Source organism: Veillonella magna DSM 19857 (genome assembly GCF_000428745.1).
Taxonomy (GTDB): Bacteria; Bacillota; Negativicutes; order Veillonellales; family Veillonellaceae; genus Veillonella_A; species Veillonella_A magna.
In genome coordinates, this window is the sequence record NZ_AUAN01000008.1 from 1 (window position 1) to 25,694 (window position 25,694).

Here is a 25,694-nt window from a genome sequence, read left to right on the forward strand (position 1 = left end):
AGATCCCATGTAGACGACATGGTTGATAGGCCAGATGTGGAAGAGCTGTGAGGCTTGGAGCTGACTGGTACTAATAGATCGAGGGCTTTACTTAAGAAGTAAGGAAGAGGATGTACAAAAGTACAATGACTAATGTGAAACAAATACAATAGCTTCTATGCGGTTTTCAGAGTGCAAGCTCTGACAGATTCAGTGGCGATAGCTACGAGGGTCCACCTGTTCCCATCTCGAACACAGTAGTTAAGCTCGTAAACGCCGAAAGTACTTGGCTGGAGACGGCCCGGGAGGATAGGAAGTCGCTGATTGGAAAGAAAGCGTCAACCGAAAGGTTGGCGCTTTTGTTATTTCTGTATAAAGAAAATTAAATAAGATATATGTAAGTTTAGCATAATACATAGATTAATTTTGTGTATCATGTTACAATACAAATATACCCAAAGTTTTCGATATAGGGGGCGATATATATGAGTATATATAACATCACTTTTAGTCCAACAGGTGGAACAAAACGTGTAGCGGATATATTGGCTAATGAGCTAAGTTCAGAATTTTTTGAAATTGATACGACTGACCGAACTACTGATTTTTCAGTATATAATTTTACTAAAGACGATGTTTGTATAATTTCGATGCCTTCATATAGTGGCCGTGTTCCTAAAGTAGCGGTAGAACGATTACTACAGATGCATGGTAATGGAGCGAGTGCAGTTATTGTTGCTGTTTACGGCAACAGAGATTATGAGGATACCCTTATCGAATTGCGTGATACGGCTATTCAAGCCGGATTTACTGTTGTGGCAGGTGTGGCAGCTATAGCCGAACACTCAATAATTAGAGAGTTTGCAGCAAATCGTCCGGATAAAGAAGACAAAACAGAACTACAGTCGTTTATGAAGACAATCATAGAAAAAATACATGCAGGTGTAGTACAGCAGCCTGCCATTCCCGGAAAGTATCCATATAAGGAAGGTAGTGCACGACCTTTAATTCCCTATGTTACAGAAAATTGTACAAAATGCGGCATGTGTTCCTTTGCTTGCCCGACGGGTGCTATTACCGTAGAAAATACAGATACGGTAGATAGTAGTAAATGTATTTTCTGTATGAGATGTATTAGCTTGTGTCCGCATGAAGCAAGAAAGATTGACTTTGAAGGTTATGAGGCACTGCGAGAACGAATTAGATCTATTTGTGAGGTACGAAAAAATAACGAGTTGTTTATATGAGGGTCAATCATAAACATGTGGTTAGCTCAGCAAGAATTAGAAGGGAATAGTAAACGAATAGAAGACTCTCAGATTTAATTAGTATATATGCAGCGATAAGAGCAGGGGTGAAGTGTCATCCCTGCTTTCTTGTAGAGATAATAAAGGGTGTGTTATAATCCTTTTTATATAGTAGGTATTAATTTATCTAGAATTTATAGAGCTATGTTTATGATTGAATAGAGTTGCTCGTAAGAGAGATAATTAAATACTATATGCCTAAATAATTGAAAGTCTATATTGAGGGTAGCTTTATCATTATAAGAGAGAAAAAAGGAGAGGAAATATGAATAAGTATAAAGTATTATCGAAAGAAGAATTGAAAGAACAGCTTACGCCGTTGGAATATGAGGTAACGCAAAATAAAGGAACAGAATTGCCCTTTAGTAGTCCGTTGGATCATGAATTTAGAGCAGGCATTTATGTGGATCGTACTAGTGGTGAACCGCTTTTTGCTTCAACGCATAAGTTTGATTCAGGTTGTGGCTGGCCGGCTTTTTCACAGCCTATTAGTAAGGAGTTGTTGTCGGAACATAAAGATCGAAGCCTTAATCGTATTAGAACGGAAGTAACAGCGACGTTATCTAAGGCACATTTAGGTCATGTGTTCACAGACGGCCCAAAAGAATTAGGTGGATTACGTTATTGTATCAACGGGGCGGCTTTGCGTTTTATCCCTAAGGAAGAAATGGAGAAGGCCGGATACGGAGAATATTTACCAATCGTCGAGGAGTAATGATAGTGAAGTAGTGATTGCGTCGTAACTATTGCGTCGTAATTATCACGGAATAATAAACGGGGCAATAATAGGTAGACTACAAAATAGTTATAACAAATAGTATTTCGTGTGATACCAACAGGTGTGTATATTTTTTAGCTATATGCGATGATGGGGTGACAAAATGGAAATAAGAGATATTAAGGATTCGTATCAAGGTTATGTGCAGCGATTACGACGGGAGCTTCATGAACAACCGGAGTTGAGCTATCAAGAATTTGAAACGACAAAACGGATTGCTCGTGAATTAGATGATATGGGAATTCCCTATGAAATTACAGATAGGAATATAGGTATTGTAGCGTGGATCGATGGTAACATGCCGGGGAAAACGGTAGCGTTACGAGCGGATATCGATGGATTGCCGGTACAGGAAACAAATACGTTTGATTTTGCATCAAAACAGGATGGAGTAATGCACGCATGCGGTCATGACGGACATACGGCAATTGTATTAGGAGCAGCACGAATGTTGTTGGAGGTAAAAAATAGAATTCAAGGTCGCGTGTATTTGATATTCCAACCGGCAGAGGAAGTAGGCACCGGAGCAGAGTTTATGCGTACATACGGGGATTGGTATGAAAAAACGGATTGTATTTTCGGTGGTCATGTTTGGGTTGATTTGCCGGCAGGAAAGGTGAATATTGAAGCCGGTCCACGCATGGCAGCAACCGATAAATGGACAGTAAAAATTACCGGGAAAAATGCACATGGCTCACGGCCGCATGAAGGTATTGATTCTGTTTTGGTAGCTTCCGCTATCGTTATGAATTTGCAGAGTATTGTATCTCGGAACTATAGTGCTTTGGACAGTGTAGTGCTTAGTGTTACTCGCATCACTTCCGGGAACACGTGGAATGTCGTACCGGGAGAAGCAGAATTAGAAGGGACATCCAGATACTTTCGCCGTGAAGTTCGTCCCGATATTATGGAGAAGTTTGAGCGCATTGTAAAAAATACGGCTGCTGCATATGGTGCTACGGCTACCATCGAATACCAACATGTGGCTTGGCCGCTTATTAATGAAGAAGAACCTAGTCAGGTCGGTGTGGAAGCTGTGGCGGCCGTATTGGGAGAAGATGCCTTGGCACCGATGGAGAAAATTATGGCCGGAGAAGATTTTGCAACATATCAATTAGATAAGCCTAGTAGCTTTGCATTTGTAGGTATCGCCAATCCGGAGGTTGGAGCTGTATATGCACATCACAATAATAACTTTAATATGGATGATTCTGTTTTATCCGATGCTTCGGCAGTATATGCCGAATTTGCATTGCGCTGGTTAGATAAGCATGCCAATGAAGATCCGTCGGCACAATAAAAAAGCGAGAGAATTTTTTTATTTAGGGGGGGCAATAGTAAGATGATTATACGGCCTATAGAAAAAGCGGATAATCCCGTAATGCATCAAATTATTCAGCACGTGTTGAAAAGCTACGGCTTAGATATACCCGGCACGGCCTATTTTGATCCTCAACTGGGAGCGCTGTATGAATTTTATGAACAAGAAGAGAAAGGGCAGTATTGGGTAGTAGAAGAAGACGGTCATGTTGTTGGCGGTGTTGGTGTTGCCCCTTTTGTGGGAAATCCGTCAGTTGGTGAATTACAAAAATTATACATCATGCCGGAGGCGCAAGGAAAAGGATACAGTCATGCGTTGATGAAAGTAGCAATAGCATTTGTGCGTCGGCATTTTCCGGCACTTTACCTAGAAACAACAGATATTCTCGATAGAGCCAATCAGTTATATCCAACATATGGCTTTACTCTGCTGGAATCGCCTATTGAAGGTTCAGAGCATAGTGCTATGAATCGTTGGTTCTTACTAAAATTTTAGATTCCTGTGTTATGTAGCCATGGATACCGTATTGTTCATAGTAGTTTGCTATGATTATTGTGTGATAGAAAATAAGATTACTAATTATACACTGTCAGGACAATATTCATAATTCATGCTAGATACTACGGAGGATAGTGCCGCGGTGACAACAGAGGAAAAACGCCAGCTTGAGTTGGTAACAATGAAGAAAATTATTCATATTTATTGTCGGAAGAAGCATTCACATTGTGATGGAACATTATGTGACGCTTGTAATGATGTGTGGCAGTATGCGCAGCAACGCATCAATGCGTGTCCGCATATGGCACATAAAACATTTTGCAGTACCTGCAAAACACATTGTTATGAGACAACGTACCGTGAACGCATTCGTGAAATTATGCGTTACGGCGGGCCTCGTTTATTGTTTGACTCTCCGATGATGGTATTACGTCATATGTTTATTAAATGGAAGGAGAAGCACGCTCAGTAAGAGTGGCTTCTCCTTTTCATATATGCATACTGTAATGTATAAATAGGCATAGTATGTAGCGTGATATATGTCGCAAAGCGGTTGGACGTATAGTGAAAGTGCTATATAATAAACTTATATGAATGCGTTATATTCAATGAAATATAATTACAGCGGATTGGATAGGAGCTGATGAGAGTATGTCAATGAATGAGGTACAGGACAGACCTCTGATTTTTGGAGTCATTACCGTTTCGGATACTCGCACGCCGGAAACAGATAAAGGCGGTGATACGGTGACTCGTTTGTTAGATGAAGCCGGTCATATGATTAAGGTGCGTACTATAGTAAAGGACGACTTCGATCAAATCACCGATGTTATGCGTCGATGGTTGGCTGTTGAACATTTAGATGCAATCATAACGACTGGTGGTACGGGAATTGCAAAGCGAGATGTTACTATCGAAGCCACGGCAAGTCTATTGTATAAGGAGATTCCCGGGTTCGGAGAATTATTCCGTTATTTGAGTTTTACCGAAGATATTGGAACAAAAGCAATGGCATCCAGGGCTATTGCCGGTGTGGCTGATGATGTCTTGTTATTTTCATTACCCGGATCGGTAGGTGCCGTTACCTTGGGAATGACAAAATTAATCTTGCCGGAAGTGCGTCACTTAGTCTATGAAATACACAAATAGGTATGATATAATTATTTTACATGTTACTGATTCGTTCTTTTGAATGATAACACACATATTGATATATTGGAGGAAGTTATGGCTTTCAATTTAAAAGGCAAAGAAGAGAAGTTTTTTAGTATTTTGAACAGTCACGCTCATTTATGCCATGAAGCGGGACAAGTAATGGAAAAAGCTTTTAAGGGAGAGATTGAAAAGCAAGAGGCGCTGGCGGAAATCGATCAAAAAGAACAGCGCGCGGACGAGTTAGTAAATCAGACGGTAGAGCGTCTTCGTAAGACATTTATTACACCGATGGATCGCGAAGATATTCAGCTGTTAATCGATCAATTAGATACTACGATTGATAGCATGAAGGATATCATGGACAAAATGTGTATGTACCAAGTTGGCGAGCCTACGCCGGGGGCCATCCGCTTATCGGAAATCGTGGCGAAATGTTTGAAGCATATTACGAAATCTATTTCGTATATGGGTAGCCTGAAGAAAAATTATATTAAGGTGGAAGGTCGTGCTTTGGAAGTGCTACGTCTGGAAGAAGAAGCCGATGGAGTGTACCATGAAGAAATGGCTAAGCTTTTCAGTGAATGTAAAGATCCTATCGAAATTATCAAATGGAAGGAAATCCTCAACTCCATCGAAGAAGTTATCGACGGTTGCGAAGATTTGGTTGGTACATTCCGCCGGGTAGTATTGAAGTATGCTTGATCATTGGATGGTATGGCTGGTAGTATTATTGGCGTTGGCCTTTGATTATATTAATGGATTTCATGACACGGCCAATGCAATTGCGACATCTGTATCCACAAGGGCTATCGATCCTAAAAAGGCCGTTATGATGACGGCAGTATTAAACTTTTTAGGCGCTATGGTGAGTACCGGGGTGGCCAAGACTATCGGCGGTGATTTGGTGTTATCTGCCGATTTGATTAATGCGGAAGTTATCAGTGCGGCCCTTTTTGGCGCTATCATATGGAACTTGGTTACCTGGTGGTTTGGTATTCCCAGTTCTTCTTCCCACGCATTGATTGGTGGTGTTATCGGAGCCGTTATTGTTTCGGTAGGTCACACGGCTTTAAATTACGGCGGTATCGGAAAAATTTTCTTATCCTTGGTGCTGTCACCGATTATTGCCATGGTATTCGGCTATATTGTTATGCATGTGCTATTGATGATTTTCGGCCGATTTTCTCCGATTGCGTTAAATGATCGTTTTCGTACCATGCAGCTGTTGTCGGCAACGTTGATGGCGTTCTCTCACGGTTCCAACGATGCGCAAAAGGCAATGGGGATTATTACACTGACATTGCTCAGCGGTGGTTATATTGATACCTTGGATGTACCGACGTGGGTAAAGCTGGGATGTGCGACGGCAATGGCATTGGGAACAGCAGCCGGTGGTTGGCGTATTATCTCCACAATGGGCACTAAGATTTTTAAATTGGAAACCATAAATGGTTTTGCGGCGGACTTAAATTCGGCGATTACTATTTTTACGGCTACCTTCTTACACTTGCCGGTATCGACTACGCATGTGGTTAGCGGCTCTATTATGGGGGTAGGCTCGGCGAAACGAATAAAAGCCGTTAACTGGGGCGTTGCTCGATCTATGGTATTAGCATGGTTTGTTACCATTCCTTTAAGTGCATTAGCTTCGGGTATTATCTACTTGATAATGGATGGTGTAGCAACAATTTTATAAAAGTGAGAATCGATACCAATTTATAGCAGGTATCGGTTCTTTTTTATTATGATTGAAAGTGCATAAGAGTTTGCTAATTGAGAAATAAACTATTGCAATTCATCTCTTTATACTCTATAATGAAGGTGAAATGAAGGAATGCTCGTATTTCTGAGCATTTTTTTATGCTAATAATGTATACTAATGTTGTAGTGTACGCGGGATGCGCCATGGGCATCGAAATTATGGGATACCCATGAATTTAGATTACAGGAGGAAACATATGAAACTGAACCAGGCAACCGACTATGCATTTAGAATGGTATTGCACATGTCTTTACTGCCTTATGGTACAAAAATCACAGGGGGAGAATTGGCAAAGGCTCAGAATATTCCGGACCGCTTTTTGCTCAAAATCATGCGCAATTTGATTGCCGGAAAGATTATGCAGTCCTTCCGTGGGGTCGACGGTGGTTTTGCATTGGCGAAGAAGCCAAAGGATATCACTTTATTATCTGTCATCGAAGCTGTAGAAGGGAAAACATATCTGCAGCGCTGCTTATATGATAGCGAAAGCTGCTCGCGCGGCTGTCATGGTCGTTGTTCCGTACAGAAAGCTTTTGGATCCATACAATACAACTTGGTAAAAGAGTTAGATGCTGTGGATTTTGAAACCTTGGCGAAGCGTGAACGAGAAATACATGTTCGTAATACCAGTCCATCCAAGGCCGCTCAGGCGTAGTTTAAAAGTGAGGAGGAATACACATGATGGATGCAGTACTGCTAGCTCGATGGCAATTTGCGTTAACATCGATCTACCATTGGCTGTTTGTACCATTGACACTGGGTATGACAGTCGTCGTTGCGATTATGGAAATTACCTATGTAACGACAAAGAATGAAGTGTACAAAAAGATGGCAAAGTTCTGGGGCAAACTGTTCTTGATTAACTTTGCGATGGGGGTTGTAACCGGTATCGTACAGGAATTCCATTTCGGTATGAACTGGGCAGAATATTCCCGCTTCATGGGGGATATTTTTGGGGCACCGCTAGCATTGGAAGCTTTGACGGCGTTCTTCTTGGAATCAACCTTCATGGGAGCTTGGATTTTCGGTTGGGACAAATTGTCCGCAAAGGCACATGCTATCGTAGCTGTGTTGGTCGCTATCGGTACTAATTTATCTGCATTTTGGATTTTGGTGGCCAGCAGCTTTATGCAGCATCCGGTGGGCTACGTGCTCCGCAACGGCCGTGCGGAAATGAATAGCTTTGCTGATATTCTTTCCAACGGATATGTTCCGGGACAGTACTCTCATATTTTCTTTGACGGCATTATGACAGCCGGTGTTATTATTGCATCTATCAGTGCATGGCACTTGCTCCGCAAAAATGCTACCGATTTCTACAATCGCTCCATCCGCTGGGGACTTGTGGTAACCTTGGTAGGCGGTATCTTGGCTATGGGCGCCGGTCATATGCAAGGGCAGTACGTAGCTAAAGTTCAGCCGATGAAGATGGCTGCTATGGAAGCCCTTTGGGAAACTGCTGAACCGGCACCGTTTACGGTATTTGCAGGTATTGACGAAAAAGCACAGAAGAACAGCGGTGCGCTTGAAATCCCCGGTGGCTTGAGCCTTATGATTCATAATAGCTTTACACAGGGGAAGGTAGAAGGTATTAAAGATCTTCAAAAAGCAGCGGAAGCTCAGTATGGCCCTGGCGATTATACTCCGCATGTAACGTCTGTGTTCTGGTCTTTCCGTGCTATGATTGCAGCAGGTAGCTTGATGTTCTTAGTAGCAATCATTGCTCTCTTCATGCATCAGAAAGGTAAATTGGAAAATTCCCGCGCTATGCTTAAGTGGGTATTCTGGATGCTTCCGTTACCGTATATTGCTAACTCTACCGGTTGGTATGTGGCCGAAGCAGGTCGTCAGCCGTGGTTGGTATACGGTTTACAGAAAACATTTGATGGTGCGTCTCGCACTGTTACGGCTCCGGAAATTTGGACGACAATTCTCGGCTTTACGGCCGTGTACATCTTGGTAGCCATTGCTGCTCTTTACTTAGCTGTAAAACACATTAAGAAAGGGCCGGAAGGCAATGATGCCCATGATGTGGTAGAAGTGAAAGAGGAGGCTACATTATGGAAATAATTATGCAACATTTAGATGTGGTATGGTTCATCCTCGTATGTGTACTCTTCTGTGGGTTCTTCATGTTGGAAGGCTTTGATTACGGTGTAGGTATCTTGTTGCCGATCCTCGGTAAAAGTGATACGGAACGCCGTCAGATGATTAATACGGTTGGCCCGGTTTGGGATGGAAACCAGGTTTGGATGATTACAGCCGGCGGTGCTACGTTTGCATCGTTCCCGCAGGTATATGCTACTTTGTTCAGCGGCTTTTACTTGGCATTGTTCTTGATGTTGGCAGCTTTGATTGCGCGCGGTGTTGCTTTTGAATTCCGCAGCAAAGATAAAGCACCGGCATGGCGTAAGACCTTTGACTATTGTATTTTCTTTGGTTCCTTGATACCGGCACTCTTATGGGGTGTTACGGTGGGAAACTTGATTCAAGGTACGCCGATTGATGCGCATATGAATTTCGTAGGCGGTTTCTTTGATTTGTTGAGCCCGTATACAATTCTTTGCGGTATTGCTTTCATCTTGGTATTTGTATATCATGGTGCGTTGTATACATCTATTAAAACGGTAGGTGCTATTTCTGAAAGAGCACGTGCCACGGCTTTGGTGGAAGGTGTTATTACTGCTGTAGGCGCACTTGTATTGGTAGGTGCTACTTACTATTACACTGATTTGTTTAACAGCACGTTAGCAGCAGTAGCGTTTGGCTTGGCCATCGTTTGCTTCTTGATTTCTTGGGCCTTTGCTCGTACTCGTTCTACCGGTAAAGGTTTCTTCTTTAGCTGCTTGACTGTTATCTTGGTAACCGTAGCTTACTTTGCAGGCTTGTTCCCGCGCATTATGGTATCCAGCTTGGATCCGGCGTGGAGCTTGACGATTACTAATGCAGCTTCGTCGCAGTACACTCTTACATTGATGACAATTGTTGCTCTTATCTTCGTGCCGATTGTTTTGATTTATCAGGCATGGACATACTGGACATTCCGTCATCGTATCAGCGAAAAGGATTTACATTACTAATCATCGCACTAGCAGTAAAAGGCGTGCCTTAAGGCGCGCCTTTTATTTTATATACGAATGCGTGATAGTGTAGTAAAATTAAAACATATGGTATAAGAGATATACGTTTACAGTGCTAAAGGAGGTATATTGTGTTTAACTCACTGGCACGCAAAGAATTACTATTGTATCGGACAAAATTGATTTTACTTGTTTTGTTCGCGGTACTTCAGGCAGGATCCATTATCGGTCAGGCCTGGTTCTTTGCGCGACTTATTGATGAAACTTTTTTGGCAGGTAAAGGTATTACTGAGGTTACGGAAATTATTACTTGGCTATTGGTATCCATCGGTGTACGAATGATAGCAATGTATTGCCAAGAAAAAACAGCAGGCTCGTTAGCCGCTGCTTCAAAAAAGCATTTGCGTGATATGATTTTGGATAAGCTGTTTGCTCTGGGAGCGGGGCTTCGAGAGCGTCACGGAGATGTGGTTCATTTACTGACGGACGGATTGGAAAATGTAGAGTCCTATATAGCTCGCTATATTCCGCAGATGATGTATGCTATTTTGGTTCCGTTGATGATGGCATTTGCTATTATTGATTCCGAGCCATGGGTCTCTATTATTTTATTGATTACCTTTCCTTTGATTCCTTTTTTTATGATTTTAATTGGGAAAAAAGCAGAGCAAATGAATGCTCGGCAATGGGAACGCATGAGTTTCTTAAGCGGTCATTTTTTGGATGTACTGCAAGGTTTGGTGACGTTGAAATTATTTGGCCGTGCAGTGGAGCAACGGGAGGTTATCGCCAAGCTGTCGGCGGAGTTTAGGGACTCTACACTGCGTGTATTGCGCGTAGCTTTTTTATCCGCATTGGTGCTGGAACTAATCGGTACAATCAGTACGGCATTGGTAGCCGTCTATATGGGGGTTGCCTTGCTGTACGGCGAAGTTGAATTTCTGCCGGCGTTCTTTGTGTTGCTACTGGCACCGGAATTTTATGCGCCGCTTCGTCAATTGGGGGCCGCCTTTCATACAGGAATGGCCGGCCATGTCAGCCTTGAACGTATAGAAGAATTTATGGCGTTAACATCGGATGAACCTGCCAATGGCAGCATTGTCTTGTCACAGCCGATACGACGGATTGCGCTGGAGAATGTAGGGTATCGTTACGAGCAGCGTCAGGAAAATGCGCTATGTGGTATATCTGCCGAATTACTGCCCGATAAGGTAACCATGCTGGTCGGTCAGAGCGGTGCAGGGAAAAGTACGATTGCCCAGTTAGTCATGCGTATGCTTACACCGAAAGAAGGGCGCATCATTATTAATGATACGGATTTAATGGATATAGAAAGAAATCATTGGCGTGAATCCATTGTCTATGTACCGCAAAAGCCCCATCTGTTTAAAGGAACAGTTCGTGAAAATATTTGTTTTGGTAGAGAAACGGATGAGGAAACTATGAGAGCGGCGGCACGGGCAGCCGAAGCGGATGAATTTATTGAGGCACTGCCGAATGGGTATGATACCGTGTTAGCCGAAGGTGGTCTTGGACTATCCGGAGGACAACGACAACGCATTGCCCTGGCAAGGGCTTTTCTAAAATCGGCACCGGTTCTTATTCTTGATGAGATTACAGCTCATCTTGATGTAGGAACGGAACAAAGTTTGGCACGGGCACTGCGACGATTGATGAAAGGGAAGATTGTTTTACTGATTGGACATCGGTTGGAAACTATGCGCTGGGCCGATACGCTATTGGTTATGCGCCATGGCCGTATTGAGGAGCAAGGTAGCTTCAATGAATTGCTGGCAAACAAAGGATATTTCTATGAATTGGTCAAGGCCGGCATCGGAGAGACTGCTATGCGTGACTTGCTAAGACGACCCGAAGCTAATACAACGCATGCGTTGCATATAGCAGATGGATTGCATAGCGAAGAGGCGGGCTACGTAAAAAACAAAAAATCATGTGAAGGCATAGTCCCCTCTGCGTGTGTACATAAGGAGCAAGTCGAATTGGAACCGACACAGCCGGAGGTGTTAACGACATCTTCTGCTTTATCGGTATCAGCAGCATTACGATTATTATTTACTGTGTTGGGACCGGCAAAGCATTTATTATGGTTGAGCATGGCACTGTGGTTCTTGACTGTTTTTATGAACGTTGGTTTGCTGACAACCTCATCATGGTTGATTACAACCGCGGCATTGCATCCGGAACTGGCGGCGTTGAGTATAGCTATTGTAGGCGTTCGTTTCTTTGGTATCAGCCGTGCGGTTTGTCGCTATTTGGAACGCTATGTTTCTCATCATATGGCGTTCCAAGGATTGTACGGACTGCGCGTGTGGTTGTATGAACGCATTGAACCGTTAGCTCCGGCTATATTTAGTCGATGGGGGAGCGGTGATTTACTGGGACGCATCATGGCGGATATTGAAACACTGCAGTTCTTTTATTTACGAGTTCTTATTCCTCCGGTGGGTGCGTTGCTGTTGACGATTATCGGTGTTATTTTCTTGCAACAATTTAGCTATAAGGCAGTTATGATTTTAGTGGTAGCCTTTGTTCTTACGGCTATTATCTTACCGCTTTTCGTTTATCGCCATAATCGTAGAGCCGTTGATGCGGCGCTGACCAAGCGCGGTGAAGCGAAAGAAACTGTAGTTGACGTATTGAGTGGCATGATGGATATTTTGTTATACCGTCAGGAAACGCAATTTAGTCAACGTATAAAAAAAGATTTTGCAGCGTTGCAGTCTGAACAGGAAATCATTCATCGCGGGAACAATGTCGGTGATAGTGTATTTACCGGCATTGCACAGCTAACTATGGTGGCCGGTGCGCTAGTCATGATCCCTTTGTATGGTGCATCGCCGGTGACGGGAATTTATATTGCTGTTGTAGCCATCGCGTTACAGTCGTATTTTGAAGCAACCTCGCCCATGATGGCAGCGTTTCATCACGGCAAGGAAAGCTATGCGGCGGTAAGGCGACTGCAGGCATTAGCCATGGAGCCAACCATGGCAGTTGCTGCTCCGGCGGAAAGTGACGACAAGCGTACAAAAGATGATGAAACAGATTCCATACTAGTTGATCGTGTATCTTTTGCTTATGATGCAAAGTCAATCTACCAATCACTTTCGTTACGAGTGAGGAAAGGTGAACATGTAGCTATTGTTGGACCGAGTGGTTCAGGCAAGACGACTCTGTTTTCTCTACTGGAACGATTTTATGAATACAGCGGTCGCATTTTAATACATGGACAAGATATACGGTGCATGAAGCCGGACGATGCGCGACGTGAAATAAGCGCGCTTACTCAAGATACATATCTGTTTCATGCTACCTTGGAAGATAATATACGATTAGCGAAGCCTAGTGCCGATGAGGCGGAGATAGTAGCAGCTATAGATAAAGCAGAACTGACCGACTGGGTTGCTTCGTTGCCTAACGGTTTAAAAACTATGATTGGCAGTGGAGGTGCTAATGTAAGCGGTGGCGAACGACAACGTATTGCCTTAGCGCGTTTATATTTGCGCAATACTTCTATTTGGTTGTTGGATGAACCGCTTGAAGGGTTAGATCAATTAGTTCGCAATCGATTACAACAGTCATTGCAAGAAGGGATGCAAGGTAAGACCGTATTGTATATTACTCATGATTTAAACGGACTTGAAACCATGGACCGTATTATATTTATGGAAGATGGTCGTATTACAGAAGAAGGAACCTATGCCGATCTTATGAAACAACGCGGTGCATTCTATCGATATCGACGGCTATCCATGGAACAGGTATAATCGGAAATCACTTGTAGGGTATTCCATACAACTGAAAGCTTACTACAGTAAGACAAGAATAGAACCGAGGTTCTTCGTTAGAGGAACCTCGGTTTTAAAGTTGGATAAATTGTGATATAATTGTTCTGTTAATCAGGTAATTTCACCCATAGGGGGTGTCTATGAATACAATAGTCACACGATTGTTAGAACTGGCCGAAGGAGTTACCAACAAACCGTCCGGTAAGGAAGCACCGCATCATAATGTGGCCGACTCGATACCGAATGGTGATTTGGTGAATCCTAAATGTTTATATGATCACGGCACGATTACAATCGAAGAGGATGTCATTAATCGAATTCTTCGGGCGCGCTTACGAAATCACTGGTTATTTCATTCTGTTACTTTTGAATTTGAACCGAATAATAAAGTGTACTTAGGTATTATCACAACCTTAGGCAATGTGATTAACGCGGAATTTACCATTGAAGATTTGTGGTTTGATGATTATTCTTCAGGTTTTGAAGTTAAATTAAATATGGCTGATGTAGATATGGGCGGCTTTGTATTAAATACAATCGTTCATTTATTAGGTAATTGGAGCTTGAGCCTGTTGGGAACATTTTTTAATCCCTTTATCATAGGTAATGACGGCTCAGGATTCCGTTTTGAAAAGAAAGGAATCATTCGTTTTGATTTATCTCCGGACAGTGAGATTCGTCGATTAATACCTTTCCCGGAACGACCGGCGAATAGTGAAGGTCCCATTTTGCTGACGAATGCTAAGACGCAACAGTCCGTATTACAGTTGGAATACTATGCATTCCATGAACCGGTAGAAACCTACAGCATGAAAGATATTCCGGTTAAAACAAGTTGGGTGCGTTCTATTGATATGGCAGCGGCATTGCTTTTGCCTATCGGCGTATGGATTAGTTTTGTCATACTTCATCATTATTTGCCGACAGAGACCATTGAATTTTCATTTTCGACCTATTTCTTGATTTCCTTGGGGATATTGATGATTAGTTTTATAGTTATGAATATTCCACGATACATTTATATGTATTTTGATAATCGGAAGAAGTGGCAAAGTGCGTTTGTTCATAATAATATAAAAATTCAAATGCGTAAGCTGCACCGACGAATTTTTATCCAACAAGCGGCGCTGTTAAATGACGGTCATGAAATGGATGCGAAAGGACAAGAGCGTATAAGGGATTTGCTGTTGCAAATTCGAGATAAGCGATTCTTGGCACAACGCCTGAAGATTGCCGATGAAGATCGTGATCGCAAGCAAAAGGTTAAATTTATTATTGCGTATATTGGCTGTACATTATTAGAGTGGATGTTACTCATCCATTGATAAGAAGGCTTAGATAATAAACATAGAAAAAGAAAAAAATAAAGGGCGATATTGCTTCTCTAGGTTATGAGAGCAATATCGCCTTTTGTTAGATAGACATTACGGCGTAGTAACACGACGCGCTTTGCGAGGCCATATAGCAGGCGGGCCATACTTATTAGGTCGTGATGATCCAGGAATACAAGCGAGTAGTAAATTAACTAAGATCATAATGACGCTAAAAAGAATCATGGTGGCTTTTACGGAAAAATAGGAATGGGTAAAAATAATAAAGACGCTCCAAAGAATGCCGGGCAATCCCGGTAGGGATAAATCGTGTAAACGTCGTACGTACAGGACATAAAAAAAGGGTAACAGAAGAATATGACCGGCATATATCAAAAGCCGTACGCCCCAATAAGCGGGAAGAATGACAACGCTCTCCATTAGCGATTTGGTGAATATGGAGAATAAAATCAATAACGCATAAAGTGCGAACAATCCCAATACAAACTGCAAGCGATTAAGGCGTCCGCGCAGACGTAAAATAGTTACGGAATGAGCATGTCCCCATTTTATGATGAACAGAGCGATAATGCCCAAGATAAAGGTTTGACCGATGATAAATAACACGTCCATGAGTATGAGTACGCTTCCTTTTCATTAAACTTTGTTCCTTATTATAGCATGAAAATGAACGCATATAAAATTTTAAATTTTGGTGATAAAGGCAAGTGAATTACATGAGTATATATGTTATAATTAAACAATCTCATAAGTATAACCTGAAGAATTAACGATAACTATCGAGTTTTTTTAGTGGAGTTCATTACGGAAAGATTGTACTTGTCGGGAGGGTGCAATCTGGTCGTGTGCGATAGCAGCACGTAACAGGTGGTTGGGATTGGGATAAGGAGAGAGGGCGTAAGTCCCGTGTTGTATTGATTGCGAGGGGCAAGTGACCATTGCCGTATACTGTCGGTGGCACTGATGAACACAGGCAATCATTGTGAGAGTTGTGTATGGAGGTAATATGTATGAATCAAGCAGAAAAACCGGTAGAGTTGCAGCTGCTCATTGGCTTAAATAGAGTACTCAATGATATTGATCGTCAGCTGGCTCGCGTATTGGCGAAGTACGGCTTAACAATAGGTCAGTACGGTGTATTAGAAGCGTTATATGTAAAAGGTGATTTGACGGTAGGTGAAGTGCAACGCAAAATTTTCAGTACTACCGGAACGATTCCCCTTATTATTCGAAATTTAGAAAAAAGAGGATATATAGAACGGTATACGGATGAAAAGGATCGACGTCGCTCTATGCTTCACCTGACTACGCCGTTAGGACAAGCAGTTATCGAAGAAGCTTTGCCCAGTAGTCGCCAGTTTGTTATAGAGGCGATGTCTTCATGGAGTGCCAATGATAAGGCACGCTTGTTGGATTTGTTAAAAAAATATGAATCTAGACAACAATAATTAATAGGATAAGGGGCTGTAACGAAATTGAGTTTTTTACTCGTATTTCGGTTACAGCCCCCTTTTTACGGTAGTGGTATTTTAATCGATTTCTTTAGTAAGTACTTTATTATGTCGGGTAAGTGTCTAGGTGTCTACCTTGAAAGTACGATTGGTGTGTGATACAATGGCAAGAAAAGTTATGTATAAAAGAAAGAGAGGAAAGTCCCATGAGAACTTGTACGATTACTAGAGAAGCGGCTATAGATGCTTTAAAACAATATAATAAAGAGCCCTTTCATATTCAACACGGTTTGACAGTGGAAGCAGTGATGCGTTGGTTTGCTGAAGAATTGGGACGTGCCGATGAAGTAGACTATTGGGGGATGGTAGGCTTGCTTCATGATATCGACTTTGAAATGTACCCGGAGGAACACTGCGTAAAGGCTATAGAATTATTACAGGCCGCCGGTGTAGAAGAAGATATGATTTATTCTATTTGCAGTCATGCCTATGAACTTCACAATGATTGGGAACCGAAGGATCTCATGGAAAAGGTGTTATACGGAGCCGATGAATTAACAGGGCTTATCGGTGCCGCTGCTTTGATGCGCCCTTCAAAATCGACGAAGGACATGGAATTAAAAAGTCTGAAGAAAAAATTTAAGGATAAAAAATTTGCTGCCGGTTGTTCGCGCGATGTAATTAAGCGTGGTGCGGAGATGCTCGGTTGGGAGCTTGATGAGTTATTGATAAAGACACTGCAAGCAATGCAGGCCAGTGAAGACCGTATTACCAAGGAGTGTGAACAGCATATAGGTTAATGCACCGGATGAGACAGAGACGAGAGTCCCGTAAGACCGGTGTGCTTATGTATGACAGCCACTTGATGAATTTTGTTCATTAAGTGGCTGATTGCATAGAAATATATGGCTCATTTTCTTGAATCCTATTATAATAGAATAAACCGTATAGTGTGTACATGCGGCATTTTAAGGAGGTGCGGACATGCCTCAGTGCAGTCAAAGAAATATATCCATGTGCATGGATTTATATGAACTGACTATGGCGAATGGCTATTATGCAGATCGCGATTGTTCAGAGCAAGTAGTATTCGATGTATTTTACAGAAAAAATCCCGATAAGGGAGGCTTTGCCGTATTTGCCGGGTTGGAACAGGTGGTTGAATACATAGAAAATCTTCATTTTGATGAGGAAGAAATGGAGTATCTGCGCTCGCTTGGATTATACAGTGAAGCGTTTTTAACGTATTTAAAAAACTATCGCTTTACGGGATCTGTTGATGCGGTGCCGGAAGGAACCATCGTGTATCCTCATGAACCGTTGTTGACGATTACGGCCCCTCTTATTGATGCACAGTTAGTAGAAACAGCAATATTAACAGAAATTAATCATCAATCATTGATTGCTACTAAGGCACGTCGTATAGTACGGGCTGCCAAGGGGCGCAGCGTCTCCGATTTTGGTGCTCGGCGGGCACATAATGTCGATGCAGCCGTGTATGGCGCAAGGGCAGCGTACATTGGAGGGGCGGCCAATACAGCTACCGTTCTGGCGGGAAAAATGTTTAATATTCCCGTTAGTGGAACGATGGCCCATAGCTGGGTAATGTATTATGACAGCGAATATGAAGCGTTTGCTCAGTTTTGCCGTATATATCCGGATAATGCCGTGTTGTTGGTAGATACGTATGATGTGGTTAGGTCCGGTGTTCCAAATGCGATTCAAGCGGCAAAAGAAGTATTGGAACCGATGGGCAAGCGCCTAAAAGGAGTGCGCCTAGATTCCGGTGATTTAGCGTACTTGTCGCAAAAGGTGCGGTTAATGTTAGATGAAGCCGGTTTGACGGATTGCATTATCGTAGCCTCCAACAGCCTTGATGAATATACTATCGGATCGATTCTGCGCCAAGGCGGACAGATTGACGCATTTGGTGTCGGTGAACGATTGATTACGGCAAAATCGGATCCCGTGTTTGGCGGTGTATATAAAATTGCCGGTGTCATAAAGAACGGCGTTTGCGAACCGCGCATTAAGGTATCGGAAAGCGTAGAAAAAATTACGAATCCGGGGAAAAAGAAATTATATCGCATTTATAATGAAGCGGGGAATGCGATTGCCGATTTGATTACGTTGGCGACGGAAGCACCGCCTAATGTCAAGTCCCCGTATCGCTATGTGGATCCGCGGAAGCCTTGGAAGACGATGTATTATGAAAATTGCACGGCAAGAGAATTGCAAGTACCGGTTATCCGTGATGGTAAGCGTGTAGGTACGTTGCCTACCTTAGATGAAATACGCGATTATGTCACGCATCAGTTGGACTTTGAGATTTGGCCGGAAGAACAACGCTTCTCAAATCCGCATGTACATTATTTGGATATGAGTCCGGCCTATTATGAGATGAAGATGGATTTATTGGATGCCATGGATAAGCACTGAGAGGTAGGAGTTACAATGTTACGGGATGCAAAAAAGACAGCGGCTTCGTTATGTGAATGGATTCGTACCTATATGGCAGCAGCCGGAGAGTCGACAAAGGTTGTTATTGGTTTATCCGGCGGTAAGGATTCATCGGTGACGGCTGCGTTATGTGTAGCAGCGTTAGGCTGTGAATGTGTTATTGGTGTATTAATGCCCAACGGAGTACAAAAGGATATTGAGGATGCTAAACAAATAGCTCGTCATTTGGGAATTCGCACTGTAACAGTAAATATAGCAGAGGCAGTCAATAGTTTGCTGCATGCTGTTGCAACGGCAGAGGGCTATGATGTACTGAGCAATGGTATTTCCGACGATAGTAAAATTAACTTGCCCGCTAGAATTAGGATGGCTACATTATATGCGGTAGCACAATCGCTTCCCGGTGGAGCAAGAGTAGTAAATACCTGCAATGCATCGGAGGATTATGTTGGTTATTCCACTAAATACGGTGATGCAGCCGGTGACTTCAGCCCTCTTCAACAGTTGTTGGTCCATGAAGTACGGCAGTTGGGCGAAGTATTGGGAGTGCCGCATGACTTAGTATACAAATGCCCTTCCGATGGTTTAAGTGGATTGTCCGATGAGGATAAATTAGGATTTACCTATGCTGAGCTTGATCACTATATACTGACCGGTGAATGTGAAAGTACGGCTACGAAGGAGCGCATTGATCGGTTGCATAGGATGAATCTTCACAAGTTACAATTAATGCCGGCCTATGAACTACAGACACAGGAACGGTAATACATATAACGCATATAGCTGTCGATATATAGAAATGAAGTTGTAACTAATACATAGTAAAAGACCCTTGCATCCGGGAGGTACCCGGCTGTAAGGGTCTTATCGTTTATTCCTACCATTGTTGATTTGTCAAACGATGGAGTAAAGGCTCAAATAGAAGGCCATCGCGAAGAGAACCGATGGAATCAACGGTATAGCGTAATGCGTCGGTGGTGAAGACGGAGGCTAAGCGGGCCGCATCATATACGTCGGCACCTTTCAGAATGGCACCGCTGAGAACAGCTGTAAAAATATCACCCGAGCCGTGCGGTGTTACCGGTAGTAAAGGCGTACGAACAAAGCGAAGCAAATCGAGCTTACCATCATACACGGCCACCAAGGCATCGCTTTCGGCGGGAACGCTGGACAGAATAATATAGCGCGGCCCCATAGCGTGTAAAGCACGGCAATAGTCGGCTACGGCTTCTTGCGATAAAACATCCGTGCTATACGGTCGATCAAGAAGGAACGAGGCTTCCGTAAAATTAGGCTTTATAATCGTAGCACGACTAATCAGGGTTCTCATTTCTTCCACCATAGTTGAGGTGTATACGCTGTACAGTCGACCGTGGTCTGCCATAGCGGGGTCTACAATAATCGGCATTGACGGTGTAGCAAAGCGATCGATGGCATCGATGACCAGATGAATTTGCTCAGGCGAGGCAAGGAAGCCGCTTTGTATTCCGTCAAAGGTGATGCCATTGGCTTGCCAGCAATTCATAAACGGTGTCATGGAATCCGTAAAGTCTACCAGTTCATAGCGTGGGTACTCTAAGTGATTACATAAGACGGCTGTCGGCAAGGGGATTGCTTGGCAACCTAAAGCGGCCGCAATAGGAAGCATTACCGTTAGGGAGCAACGACCTACCGAGCTCATGTCTTGTATCGTTAGTAAATTAGGTACCGGAGATTGATTCATACTACCACATCCTGTATAACAAATATATAATAATGTAAAAATATCGCGAAGGACCTTGTGAAAATTTGAAATTTATACAAGGTATTAACCGGTATGGTTCGTATTGTACTGATAAAGTGGATGGGCGTAAATATACAGAAACAATAAAATACATAGGACAGAGTAAGCAGTAAAGAGGATGAAGCAGTGAGAAATCATAATAAACAAGCCACCATACGTTTGCATCGAAAAAGAATAGGTGACCATTGGATTTTTTTGACGGATCAAACAATTTCACCGGAGCATATCGGGCTGTGGGCCGAAGCTTTGTATAATGAATTACACATGGTGAAAGAAGGTTTGTTATTGGTTGACACTTCGCTAGTTGATGTAGGAATGTATGTACAATATCATTATCATAGAGAGGTAATACTTACCGATGTGGCGACATTGGAGACATATCCAATGGCGCAATGGCAATTACAGCAAGTATGTTTTGACCGGGTACGTGCTCTTGAACCATTACCGGCACCGCCGCATGGTTATATATCGGCATTGCATGAAGGTGGGCGCCTGGTGGTGGGGACATTAGATGGCCTGGAGTATCAATGGCGCGAGTTTATAGAGAGTGAACGGCAGGCGGTTATGATTTTGCCAATAGATTTTTACGGTGATTGGGCTCATACCAATCGATGGGTAGAGACAGTCACTTCCGGATCCATGGGAAAATGGGTATCCGGTGTGATACTGCCTTATGCTACCGTTTGTGTAGATGGTTCAATAGGTGAAGAAGAGGCAGGCGACGAAGAGGACTTGTGGGCACTTCTTACCGAGAAGTTACTTTTCGGATTAGAGAAGGCCCACCGACATGATGATACGGAGCCGATAATTTGTTATGTCACAGGCGCAGGATCGGACAATTATTTCTCTCTTCCTATAGGCAGGTGCATTACTTTTAGGGGCATTGCCAATACATTGTTGATTATGCCGAAAAACGGAGCTTTTTGACATACCGTGGAAATAAAGGTAAAATAAGAGAATAAATTGAAGAAAAGCCGTCTTGTTGAAGGCGGCTTTTCAAATACCTATACTGTGTTTGGAGAGTAAGAATGAGCGTATTAACTGTTTCTCACGTGACCCACGGATTCGGGGCTCGTCAAATTTTAGATGATGCATCGTTCCGCTTGTTAAAGGGAGAGCATGTAGGCTTGATAGGTGCCAATGGCGAGGGCAAGTCGAGCTTTTTAAATATTATTACGGGTAAGCTAATGCCGGATGAAGGAACTGTAACCTGGTCGAATAAGGTAACCGTAGGTTATCTGGATCAGCACAGTGTGCTTACGGCAGGGCAAACGATTCGCGATGTATTGCGCGATGCCTTTAAAGAGCTGTTCGCAATAGAAGAGCAGATGCAAGCTGCTTACAATGAAATGACAGACTGCGATGAAGTGCGGATGAACGAATTGCTGGAACAGACCGGTGAATGGCAAGAACTATTGGAGCAACGAGGCTTTTATGAGATCGATGCTACCATCGAAAAGACGGCGCAAGGGCTGGGCCTTGTAGATATCGGACTCGATCGCGATGTTACGGAGCTAAGCGGCGGACAGCGCACCAAGGTATTGTTAACGAAATTGCTCTTAGAACAGCCGACGATTTTATTATTGGATGAACCGACCAATTATCTTGATGCGGAACATATTCAATGGTTACAAACATATTTGCAGAATTATGAAAATGCATTTATTCTCATTTCGCATGATATGGAATTTTTAAATGCGGTGGTGAATGTAATTTACCATATTGAACAGGCCGTATTAACTCGCTATACAGGCAACTATGATCAGTTTTTAGCTGCCTACGAAGTACAGCGGCAACAAGCCATTAAAGCCTATGAAAGACAACAACAGGAAATCGAGCGCATGGAGGACTTTATTGCCCGGAATAAAGCGCGCGTTGCTACGCGAGGGATGGCTAATTCCAGAGCTAAGCGGTTGGAGAAGATGGAACTTCTGAGTAAGCCGAAAACACATATTAAACCATCCTTTGGATTTAAAGAAGGGCGTACACCGAGTCGTTATATTATTGAGGCGACAGGATTGGTGTTAGGCTATGACGAACCGTTGACACGACCTGTGGACGTAGTTATCGAGCGAGGGCAAAAGCTAGCTATTCGCGGTGTAAACGGTCTGGGGAAGACAACGCTCTTAAAAACATTGCTTGGTATGCAACCGTCAATAGAGGGCACGATTGAGCGAGGCGAATTTTTACAAATTGGTTATTTTGCTCAAGAAGATACGGCACAGAATACCAGAACAGCATTGGAATACATCTGGGATGCTTATCCGGCGATGACTAATGCGGAGGTACGCGCTGCATTAGCACGATGTGGATTGACAAACGAGCATATTACAAGTCAAATGCGTGTGTTATCCGGCGGCGAAAATGCAAAAGTACGATTATGTAAGCTGATGCAGGAATCATATAATGTATTGGTATTAGATGAACCGACGAATCATTTAGATGTGGATGCCAAGGAAGAATTAAAGGCAGCTTTACAGGCATTTAAAGGAACGGTTATTATAGTCAGCCACGAACCGGAGTTTTATGAATCATGGGTGACGGATATTTGGAATGTTGAGGACTGGACGACAAAAATAGTATAGTGTTGTGCAGCTGAAGGAATGATGTAGGAGGTCCTAGCTATGAATCGTCAGGCCGTAGAGGGTATGACTATGTTCTTGGAAGGCTTGGGTATAGATTTAACTGCAGAAGGCATGGAGAAAACGCCGGAACGAGTGGTGGCCTTGTTCGAAGAGTTGTTTCGCGGACGAATGGGGTCCAGTAGAGCTGTATGGGGGGAGATTTTTTCCACGGAATATAAAGGCTTGATAGCGGTTACCAATATACCTTATTATTCGGTATGTGAGCATCACTTAATGCCCTTTTTCGGTGTAGCTGATGTGATTTATCAGCCTCATGAAGGTTGCGTAGCGGGACTGAGTAAAATTGGTGATATCGTAGACTTATATGCGCGCAGACCGCAGTTGCAGGAACGATTGACCAGAGAAATTGCGGATTCCATTGAACGGGATTTATTGGCGGACGGAGTTATGGTACGGGTAACCGGTACACAGCTGTGTATGCTGATGAAAGGCGAATTGCAGCCGGGCACTAAGGTGACGACATTGGAAAGTCGCGGTATACTGAGTAAAACAGGAGCCTTGCGTGAAGAAGCGCTGGCCATATTGGGAGGTTCAGACTATGTTCAAACGCCGGAGTTATAAGTGGAGTGACGGAAAACAATTACAGCTGGATGATAGCACCCTTATCATGGGGATTCTTAATGGGACGCCGGATTCTTTTTCCGATGGTGGTCGGTATAATACCACGGAAGCGGCCGTGGCGCATGCTAAAGAGATGATTGCACAGGGGGCTGATGTCATCGACGTAGGTGTAGAATCTACCAGACCGGGACATACACAAATTTCCGTAGACGAAGAAATAGAACGGATGAAGGCTATCTTAGAACCGGTATTAGCTGTTTCGACGGTACCGGTATCGATAGATACGTATCGGGCCAAATCTGCGGAATATGCCTTGAGTAAAGGAGCTCATATTCTGAACGATATTTGGGGGCTTCGTTACGATCGAGATATGGCTGCAGTGGCAGCACAATACAATGTACCGGTCATTATCATGCATAATCAGAATGACACTAATTACGGAGACATTATCGAGGATATGAAGGCATTCTTTTTTGCGTCTGTAGATATTGCCCTGAAGGAAGGCATTAAGCCACAAAATATTTGGCTCGATCCGGGGATTGGTTTCGGTAAAACTGGCGCACAAAATATTGAGGTCCTGCAAAGACTCGGAGAAATTACAGCCTATGAATATCCCGTCTTGTTGGCACCCAGTCGCAAGCGATTTATTGGCACCATATTGAATGATATACCTGCGGATCAACGTGATGAAGGTACGGTAGCCGCATGTATTACGGGGATTATTCAAGGCGTGGATATGGTGCGGGTTCACAATGTGGATATGCATAAAAAGGCCTTAACCGTAGCAGATGTATTACTGCGAGGTGAGTAGTATGGATAAAATAGTTCTTAAAAATATGGGATTTTACGCGTATCATGGTAACTTGCCTTCCGAGACAACACAAGGACAACGCTTTTTTGTAGATGTTACGGTGTTGGCTGATTTGACAAAGCCGGGACAGACGGATCAGCTGGAGGATTCTATCAATTATGTAGATATCTACGATACAGTAGAACGCATTATGACGGAAACGCCGTGTAAATTACTGGAACGAGTAGGATCTCTCATTGCTGACGAGTTGTGGAATTCTAATAAAGGTATTGTAGGCTTGGCAGTTACCGTACGCAAGCCTTCTGTGCCTATTAGTGGTATGTTGGATTATGTGGAAGTGACGATTACACGAGGTCAGATTTGAGGTAGCATATGTATACATATTATATTGGTGTAGGATCAAATATAGGTGATCGCTACGGCTACTTACAAGCAGCAGTAACGGGGCTGGCTCGGCATCCGGATATATATCGTGTTCACAGATCGTCGTGGTATGATACTCCACCATGGGGGAATGTACATCAAGAGCGCTTTTTAAATGGTGTCATTAAGGTAAGCACTTCCTTACAACCGGAGGTCATGTTGGATTATTTACATACATTAGAACAAGAGGCCGGTCGTACTCGTGAAATTCATTGGGGGCCGCGCACTTTGGATCTCGACATTGTTTGGGCGGAGAAGATGGAGGAACTCTTGCAGGTCTCAACACCACTTACGTGGCATACCGATACACTTCAAGTGCCACACCCGTATTTTTGGGATCGGCTTTTTGTGTTGGAGCCTTTGTCAGAGTTGTATCCTCAACTAGCATATAACGGCGTGAATATATATGAGCGCATTAGACAATTAAAAACAGATAACTGAAAAGGACTGTAATGAAACGGTGTAAATATCATTTCATTACAGTCCTTTTTGGTAGTCAGTGACAAGAATAAATAAAGCAGTATGGGGATAACAGCTATTGTC

General features: G+C 43.1%; 25 protein-coding genes and 2 rRNA genes. 25 read left to right on the top strand and 2 right to left on the bottom strand.

Features of this window, described 5'->3' with window-relative positions:
• The 15 genes from G344_RS0103430 to G344_RS0103500 form a co-directional block, all read left to right on the top strand.
• Window positions 1–94: ribosomal RNA gene (locus tag G344_RS0103430) — 23S ribosomal RNA — on the top strand; the annotation flags it as partial.
• A gap of 94 nt (window positions 95–188) precedes the next feature.
• Window positions 189–305 (top strand): 5S ribosomal RNA (rrf, locus tag G344_RS0103435).
• A 159-nt stretch (window positions 306–464) separates the two neighbouring features.
• The gene (locus G344_RS0103440) at window positions 465–1,226 is read left to right on the top strand and encodes an EFR1 family ferrodoxin (RefSeq protein WP_028254972.1); all 762 of its coding nucleotides are present in this window, start codon (window positions 465–467) and stop codon (window positions 1,224–1,226) included.
• Between the two features lie 325 nt (window positions 1,227–1,551).
• Entirely contained in the window at window positions 1,552–2,001 is a 450-nt protein-coding gene (gene msrB / locus G344_RS10590) for a peptide-methionine (R)-S-oxide reductase MsrB (RefSeq protein ID WP_051245721.1), read from the top strand.
• Between the two features lie 166 nt (window positions 2,002–2,167).
• Window positions 2,168–3,364, top strand: a complete 1,197-nt coding sequence (locus tag G344_RS0103450) for a M20 metallopeptidase family protein (RefSeq protein WP_028254973.1) — start codon at window positions 2,168–2,170, stop codon at window positions 3,362–3,364.
• Window positions 3,365–3,406: 42 nt separating this feature from the next.
• A complete protein-coding gene (locus tag G344_RS0103455) occupies window positions 3,407–3,880 on the top strand; it encodes a GNAT family N-acetyltransferase (protein WP_028254974.1) in 474 nt (157 codons plus the stop codon).
• A 145-nt stretch (window positions 3,881–4,025) separates the two neighbouring features.
• Window positions 4,026–4,355, top strand: a complete 330-nt coding sequence (locus G344_RS0103460) for a nitrous oxide-stimulated promoter family protein (protein ID WP_028254975.1) — start codon at window positions 4,026–4,028, stop codon at window positions 4,353–4,355.
• 179 nt (window positions 4,356–4,534) lie between these two features.
• On the top strand, window positions 4,535–5,032 hold the full coding sequence (locus tag G344_RS0103465) for a MogA/MoaB family molybdenum cofactor biosynthesis protein (RefSeq protein WP_028254976.1): 498 nt from the start codon (window positions 4,535–4,537) through the stop codon (window positions 5,030–5,032).
• A 78-nt stretch (window positions 5,033–5,110) separates the two neighbouring features.
• A complete protein-coding gene (locus G344_RS0103470; protein ID WP_028254977.1) occupies window positions 5,111–5,740 on the top strand; it encodes a DUF47 domain-containing protein in 630 nt (209 codons plus the stop codon).
• Window positions 5,733–6,734, top strand: a complete 1,002-nt coding sequence (locus G344_RS0103475; protein ID WP_028254978.1) for an inorganic phosphate transporter — start codon at window positions 5,733–5,735, stop codon at window positions 6,732–6,734. The genes G344_RS0103470 and G344_RS0103475 overlap by 8 nt, the downstream gene beginning before the upstream one ends.
• Before the next feature lie 262 nt (window positions 6,735–6,996).
• Window positions 6,997–7,455 (top strand): RrF2 family transcriptional regulator, encoded by a 459-nt coding sequence (locus G344_RS0103480; RefSeq protein WP_028254979.1) that lies wholly within the window; start codon window positions 6,997–6,999, stop codon window positions 7,453–7,455.
• 23 nt (window positions 7,456–7,478) lie between these two features.
• Complete coding sequence (locus tag G344_RS0103485; protein WP_028254980.1) at window positions 7,479–8,870, top strand: cytochrome ubiquinol oxidase subunit I; 1,392 nt, start codon at window positions 7,479–7,481, stop codon at window positions 8,868–8,870.
• Window positions 8,861–9,880, top strand: coding sequence for a cytochrome d ubiquinol oxidase subunit II (gene cydB / locus G344_RS0103490; protein WP_028254981.1), 1,020 nt, complete (start codon window positions 8,861–8,863; stop codon window positions 9,878–9,880). Before G344_RS0103485 ends, cydB begins: the two co-directional genes overlap by 10 nt.
• A gap of 131 nt (window positions 9,881–10,011) precedes the next feature.
• Entirely contained in the window at window positions 10,012–13,665 is a 3,654-nt protein-coding gene (gene cydD / locus G344_RS0103495; RefSeq protein WP_051245723.1) for a thiol reductant ABC exporter subunit CydD, read from the top strand.
• A gap of 161 nt (window positions 13,666–13,826) precedes the next feature.
• The gene (locus G344_RS0103500; RefSeq protein WP_028254983.1) at window positions 13,827–15,011 is read left to right on the top strand and encodes a hypothetical protein; all 1,185 of its coding nucleotides are present in this window, start codon (window positions 13,827–13,829) and stop codon (window positions 15,009–15,011) included.
• A 99-nt stretch (window positions 15,012–15,110) separates the two neighbouring features.
• On the opposite strand, the gene G344_RS0103505 is transcribed toward G344_RS0103500, so the two are convergent.
• Entirely contained in the window at window positions 15,111–15,629 is a 519-nt protein-coding gene (locus G344_RS0103505; RefSeq protein ID WP_028254984.1) for a DUF805 domain-containing protein, read from the bottom strand.
• A 398-nt stretch (window positions 15,630–16,027) separates the two neighbouring features.
• On the opposite strand from G344_RS0103505, the gene G344_RS0103510 reads away from it, so the two are divergent.
• The 4 genes from G344_RS0103510 to nadE all read left to right on the top strand — a co-directional run bounded on the left by G344_RS0103510 (window position 16,028) and on the right by nadE (window position 19,693).
• Complete coding sequence (locus G344_RS0103510) at window positions 16,028–16,465, top strand: MarR family winged helix-turn-helix transcriptional regulator (RefSeq protein ID WP_028254985.1); 438 nt, start codon at window positions 16,028–16,030, stop codon at window positions 16,463–16,465.
• Window positions 16,466–16,674: 209 nt separating this feature from the next.
• The gene (locus G344_RS0103515; RefSeq protein ID WP_028254986.1) at window positions 16,675–17,268 is read left to right on the top strand and encodes an HDIG domain-containing metalloprotein; all 594 of its coding nucleotides are present in this window, start codon (window positions 16,675–16,677) and stop codon (window positions 17,266–17,268) included.
• 184 nt (window positions 17,269–17,452) lie between these two features.
• A complete protein-coding gene (locus G344_RS0103520; protein ID WP_028254987.1) occupies window positions 17,453–18,907 on the top strand; it encodes a nicotinate phosphoribosyltransferase in 1,455 nt (484 codons plus the stop codon).
• A 15-nt stretch (window positions 18,908–18,922) separates the two neighbouring features.
• Window positions 18,923–19,693, top strand: coding sequence for an NAD(+) synthase (gene nadE / locus G344_RS0103525; RefSeq protein WP_028254988.1), 771 nt, complete (start codon window positions 18,923–18,925; stop codon window positions 19,691–19,693).
• Between the two features lie 112 nt (window positions 19,694–19,805).
• Here nadE and G344_RS0103530 read toward each other — a convergent pair whose 3' ends face one another.
• Window positions 19,806–20,651, bottom strand: a complete 846-nt coding sequence (locus tag G344_RS0103530) for a pyridoxamine kinase (protein ID WP_028254989.1) — start codon at window positions 20,649–20,651, stop codon at window positions 19,806–19,808.
• A gap of 186 nt (window positions 20,652–20,837) precedes the next feature.
• Here G344_RS0103530 and G344_RS0103535 point away from each other — a divergent pair, with 186 nt between their 5' ends.
• The 6 genes from G344_RS0103535 (at window position 20,838) to folK (ending at window position 25,592) form a co-directional block, all read left to right on the top strand.
• On the top strand, window positions 20,838–21,638 hold the full coding sequence (locus G344_RS0103535; protein WP_028254990.1) for a hypothetical protein: 801 nt from the start codon (window positions 20,838–20,840) through the stop codon (window positions 21,636–21,638).
• 101 nt (window positions 21,639–21,739) lie between these two features.
• Window positions 21,740–23,296, top strand: coding sequence for an ABC-F family ATP-binding cassette domain-containing protein (locus tag G344_RS0103540; RefSeq protein WP_028254991.1), 1,557 nt, complete (start codon window positions 21,740–21,742; stop codon window positions 23,294–23,296).
• A 39-nt stretch (window positions 23,297–23,335) separates the two neighbouring features.
• The gene (folE, locus tag G344_RS0103545) at window positions 23,336–23,917 is read left to right on the top strand and encodes a GTP cyclohydrolase I (RefSeq protein ID WP_028254992.1); all 582 of its coding nucleotides are present in this window, start codon (window positions 23,336–23,338) and stop codon (window positions 23,915–23,917) included.
• Complete coding sequence (gene folP / locus G344_RS0103550) at window positions 23,895–24,728, top strand: dihydropteroate synthase (protein WP_028254993.1); 834 nt, start codon at window positions 23,895–23,897, stop codon at window positions 24,726–24,728. Before folE ends, folP begins: the two co-directional genes overlap by 23 nt.
• Window position 24,729: 1 nt before the next feature.
• Entirely contained in the window at window positions 24,730–25,092 is a 363-nt protein-coding gene (gene folB / locus G344_RS0103555) for a dihydroneopterin aldolase (protein WP_028254994.1), read from the top strand.
• Window positions 25,093–25,100: 8 nt separating this feature from the next.
• Complete coding sequence (folK, locus tag G344_RS0103560; RefSeq protein ID WP_028254995.1) at window positions 25,101–25,592, top strand: 2-amino-4-hydroxy-6-hydroxymethyldihydropteridine diphosphokinase; 492 nt, start codon at window positions 25,101–25,103, stop codon at window positions 25,590–25,592.
• The last annotated feature ends 102 nt before the right edge of the window (window positions 25,593–25,694 follow it).

Excerpts from the sequence above, each read along its gene's own strand:
- G344_RS0103440 (WP_028254972.1), top strand. The coding sequence starts at position 465 with ATGAGTATATATAACATCACTTTTAGTCCAACAGGTGGAACAAAACGT.
- msrB (WP_051245721.1), top strand. The coding sequence starts at position 1,552 with ATGAATAAGTATAAAGTATTATCGAAAGAAGAATTGAAAGAACAGCTT.
- G344_RS0103450 (WP_028254973.1), top strand. The coding sequence starts at position 2,168 with ATGGAAATAAGAGATATTAAGGATTCGTATCAAGGTTATGTGCAGCGA.
- G344_RS0103455 (WP_028254974.1), top strand. The coding sequence starts at position 3,407 with ATGATTATACGGCCTATAGAAAAAGCGGATAATCCCGTAATGCATCAA.
- G344_RS0103465 (WP_028254976.1), top strand. The coding sequence starts at position 4,535 with ATGTCAATGAATGAGGTACAGGACAGACCTCTGATTTTTGGAGTCATT.
- G344_RS0103470 (WP_028254977.1), top strand. The coding sequence starts at position 5,111 with ATGGCTTTCAATTTAAAAGGCAAAGAAGAGAAGTTTTTTAGTATTTTG.
- G344_RS0103475 (WP_028254978.1), top strand. The coding sequence starts at position 5,733 with ATGCTTGATCATTGGATGGTATGGCTGGTAGTATTATTGGCGTTGGCC.
- G344_RS0103480 (WP_028254979.1), top strand. The coding sequence starts at position 6,997 with ATGAAACTGAACCAGGCAACCGACTATGCATTTAGAATGGTATTGCAC.
- G344_RS0103485 (WP_028254980.1), top strand. The coding sequence starts at position 7,479 with ATGATGGATGCAGTACTGCTAGCTCGATGGCAATTTGCGTTAACATCG.
- cydB (WP_028254981.1), top strand. The coding sequence starts at position 8,861 with ATGGAAATAATTATGCAACATTTAGATGTGGTATGGTTCATCCTCGTA.
- G344_RS0103500 (WP_028254983.1), top strand. The coding sequence starts at position 13,827 with ATGAATACAATAGTCACACGATTGTTAGAACTGGCCGAAGGAGTTACC.
- G344_RS0103505 (WP_028254984.1), bottom strand. The coding sequence starts at position 15,629 with ATGGACGTGTTATTTATCATCGGTCAAACCTTTATCTTGGGCATTATC.
- G344_RS0103510 (WP_028254985.1), top strand. The coding sequence starts at position 16,028 with ATGAATCAAGCAGAAAAACCGGTAGAGTTGCAGCTGCTCATTGGCTTA.
- G344_RS0103515 (WP_028254986.1), top strand. The coding sequence starts at position 16,675 with ATGAGAACTTGTACGATTACTAGAGAAGCGGCTATAGATGCTTTAAAA.
- G344_RS0103520 (WP_028254987.1), top strand. The coding sequence starts at position 17,453 with ATGCCTCAGTGCAGTCAAAGAAATATATCCATGTGCATGGATTTATAT.
- nadE (WP_028254988.1), top strand. The coding sequence starts at position 18,923 with ATGTTACGGGATGCAAAAAAGACAGCGGCTTCGTTATGTGAATGGATT.
- G344_RS0103530 (WP_028254989.1), bottom strand. The coding sequence starts at position 20,651 with ATGAATCAATCTCCGGTACCTAATTTACTAACGATACAAGACATGAGC.
- G344_RS0103540 (WP_028254991.1), top strand. The coding sequence starts at position 21,740 with ATGAGCGTATTAACTGTTTCTCACGTGACCCACGGATTCGGGGCTCGT.
- folE (WP_028254992.1), top strand. The coding sequence starts at position 23,336 with ATGAATCGTCAGGCCGTAGAGGGTATGACTATGTTCTTGGAAGGCTTG.
- folP (WP_028254993.1), top strand. The coding sequence starts at position 23,895 with ATGTTCAAACGCCGGAGTTATAAGTGGAGTGACGGAAAACAATTACAG.
- folB (WP_028254994.1), top strand. The coding sequence starts at position 24,730 with ATGGATAAAATAGTTCTTAAAAATATGGGATTTTACGCGTATCATGGT.
- folK (WP_028254995.1), top strand. The coding sequence starts at position 25,101 with ATGTATACATATTATATTGGTGTAGGATCAAATATAGGTGATCGCTAC.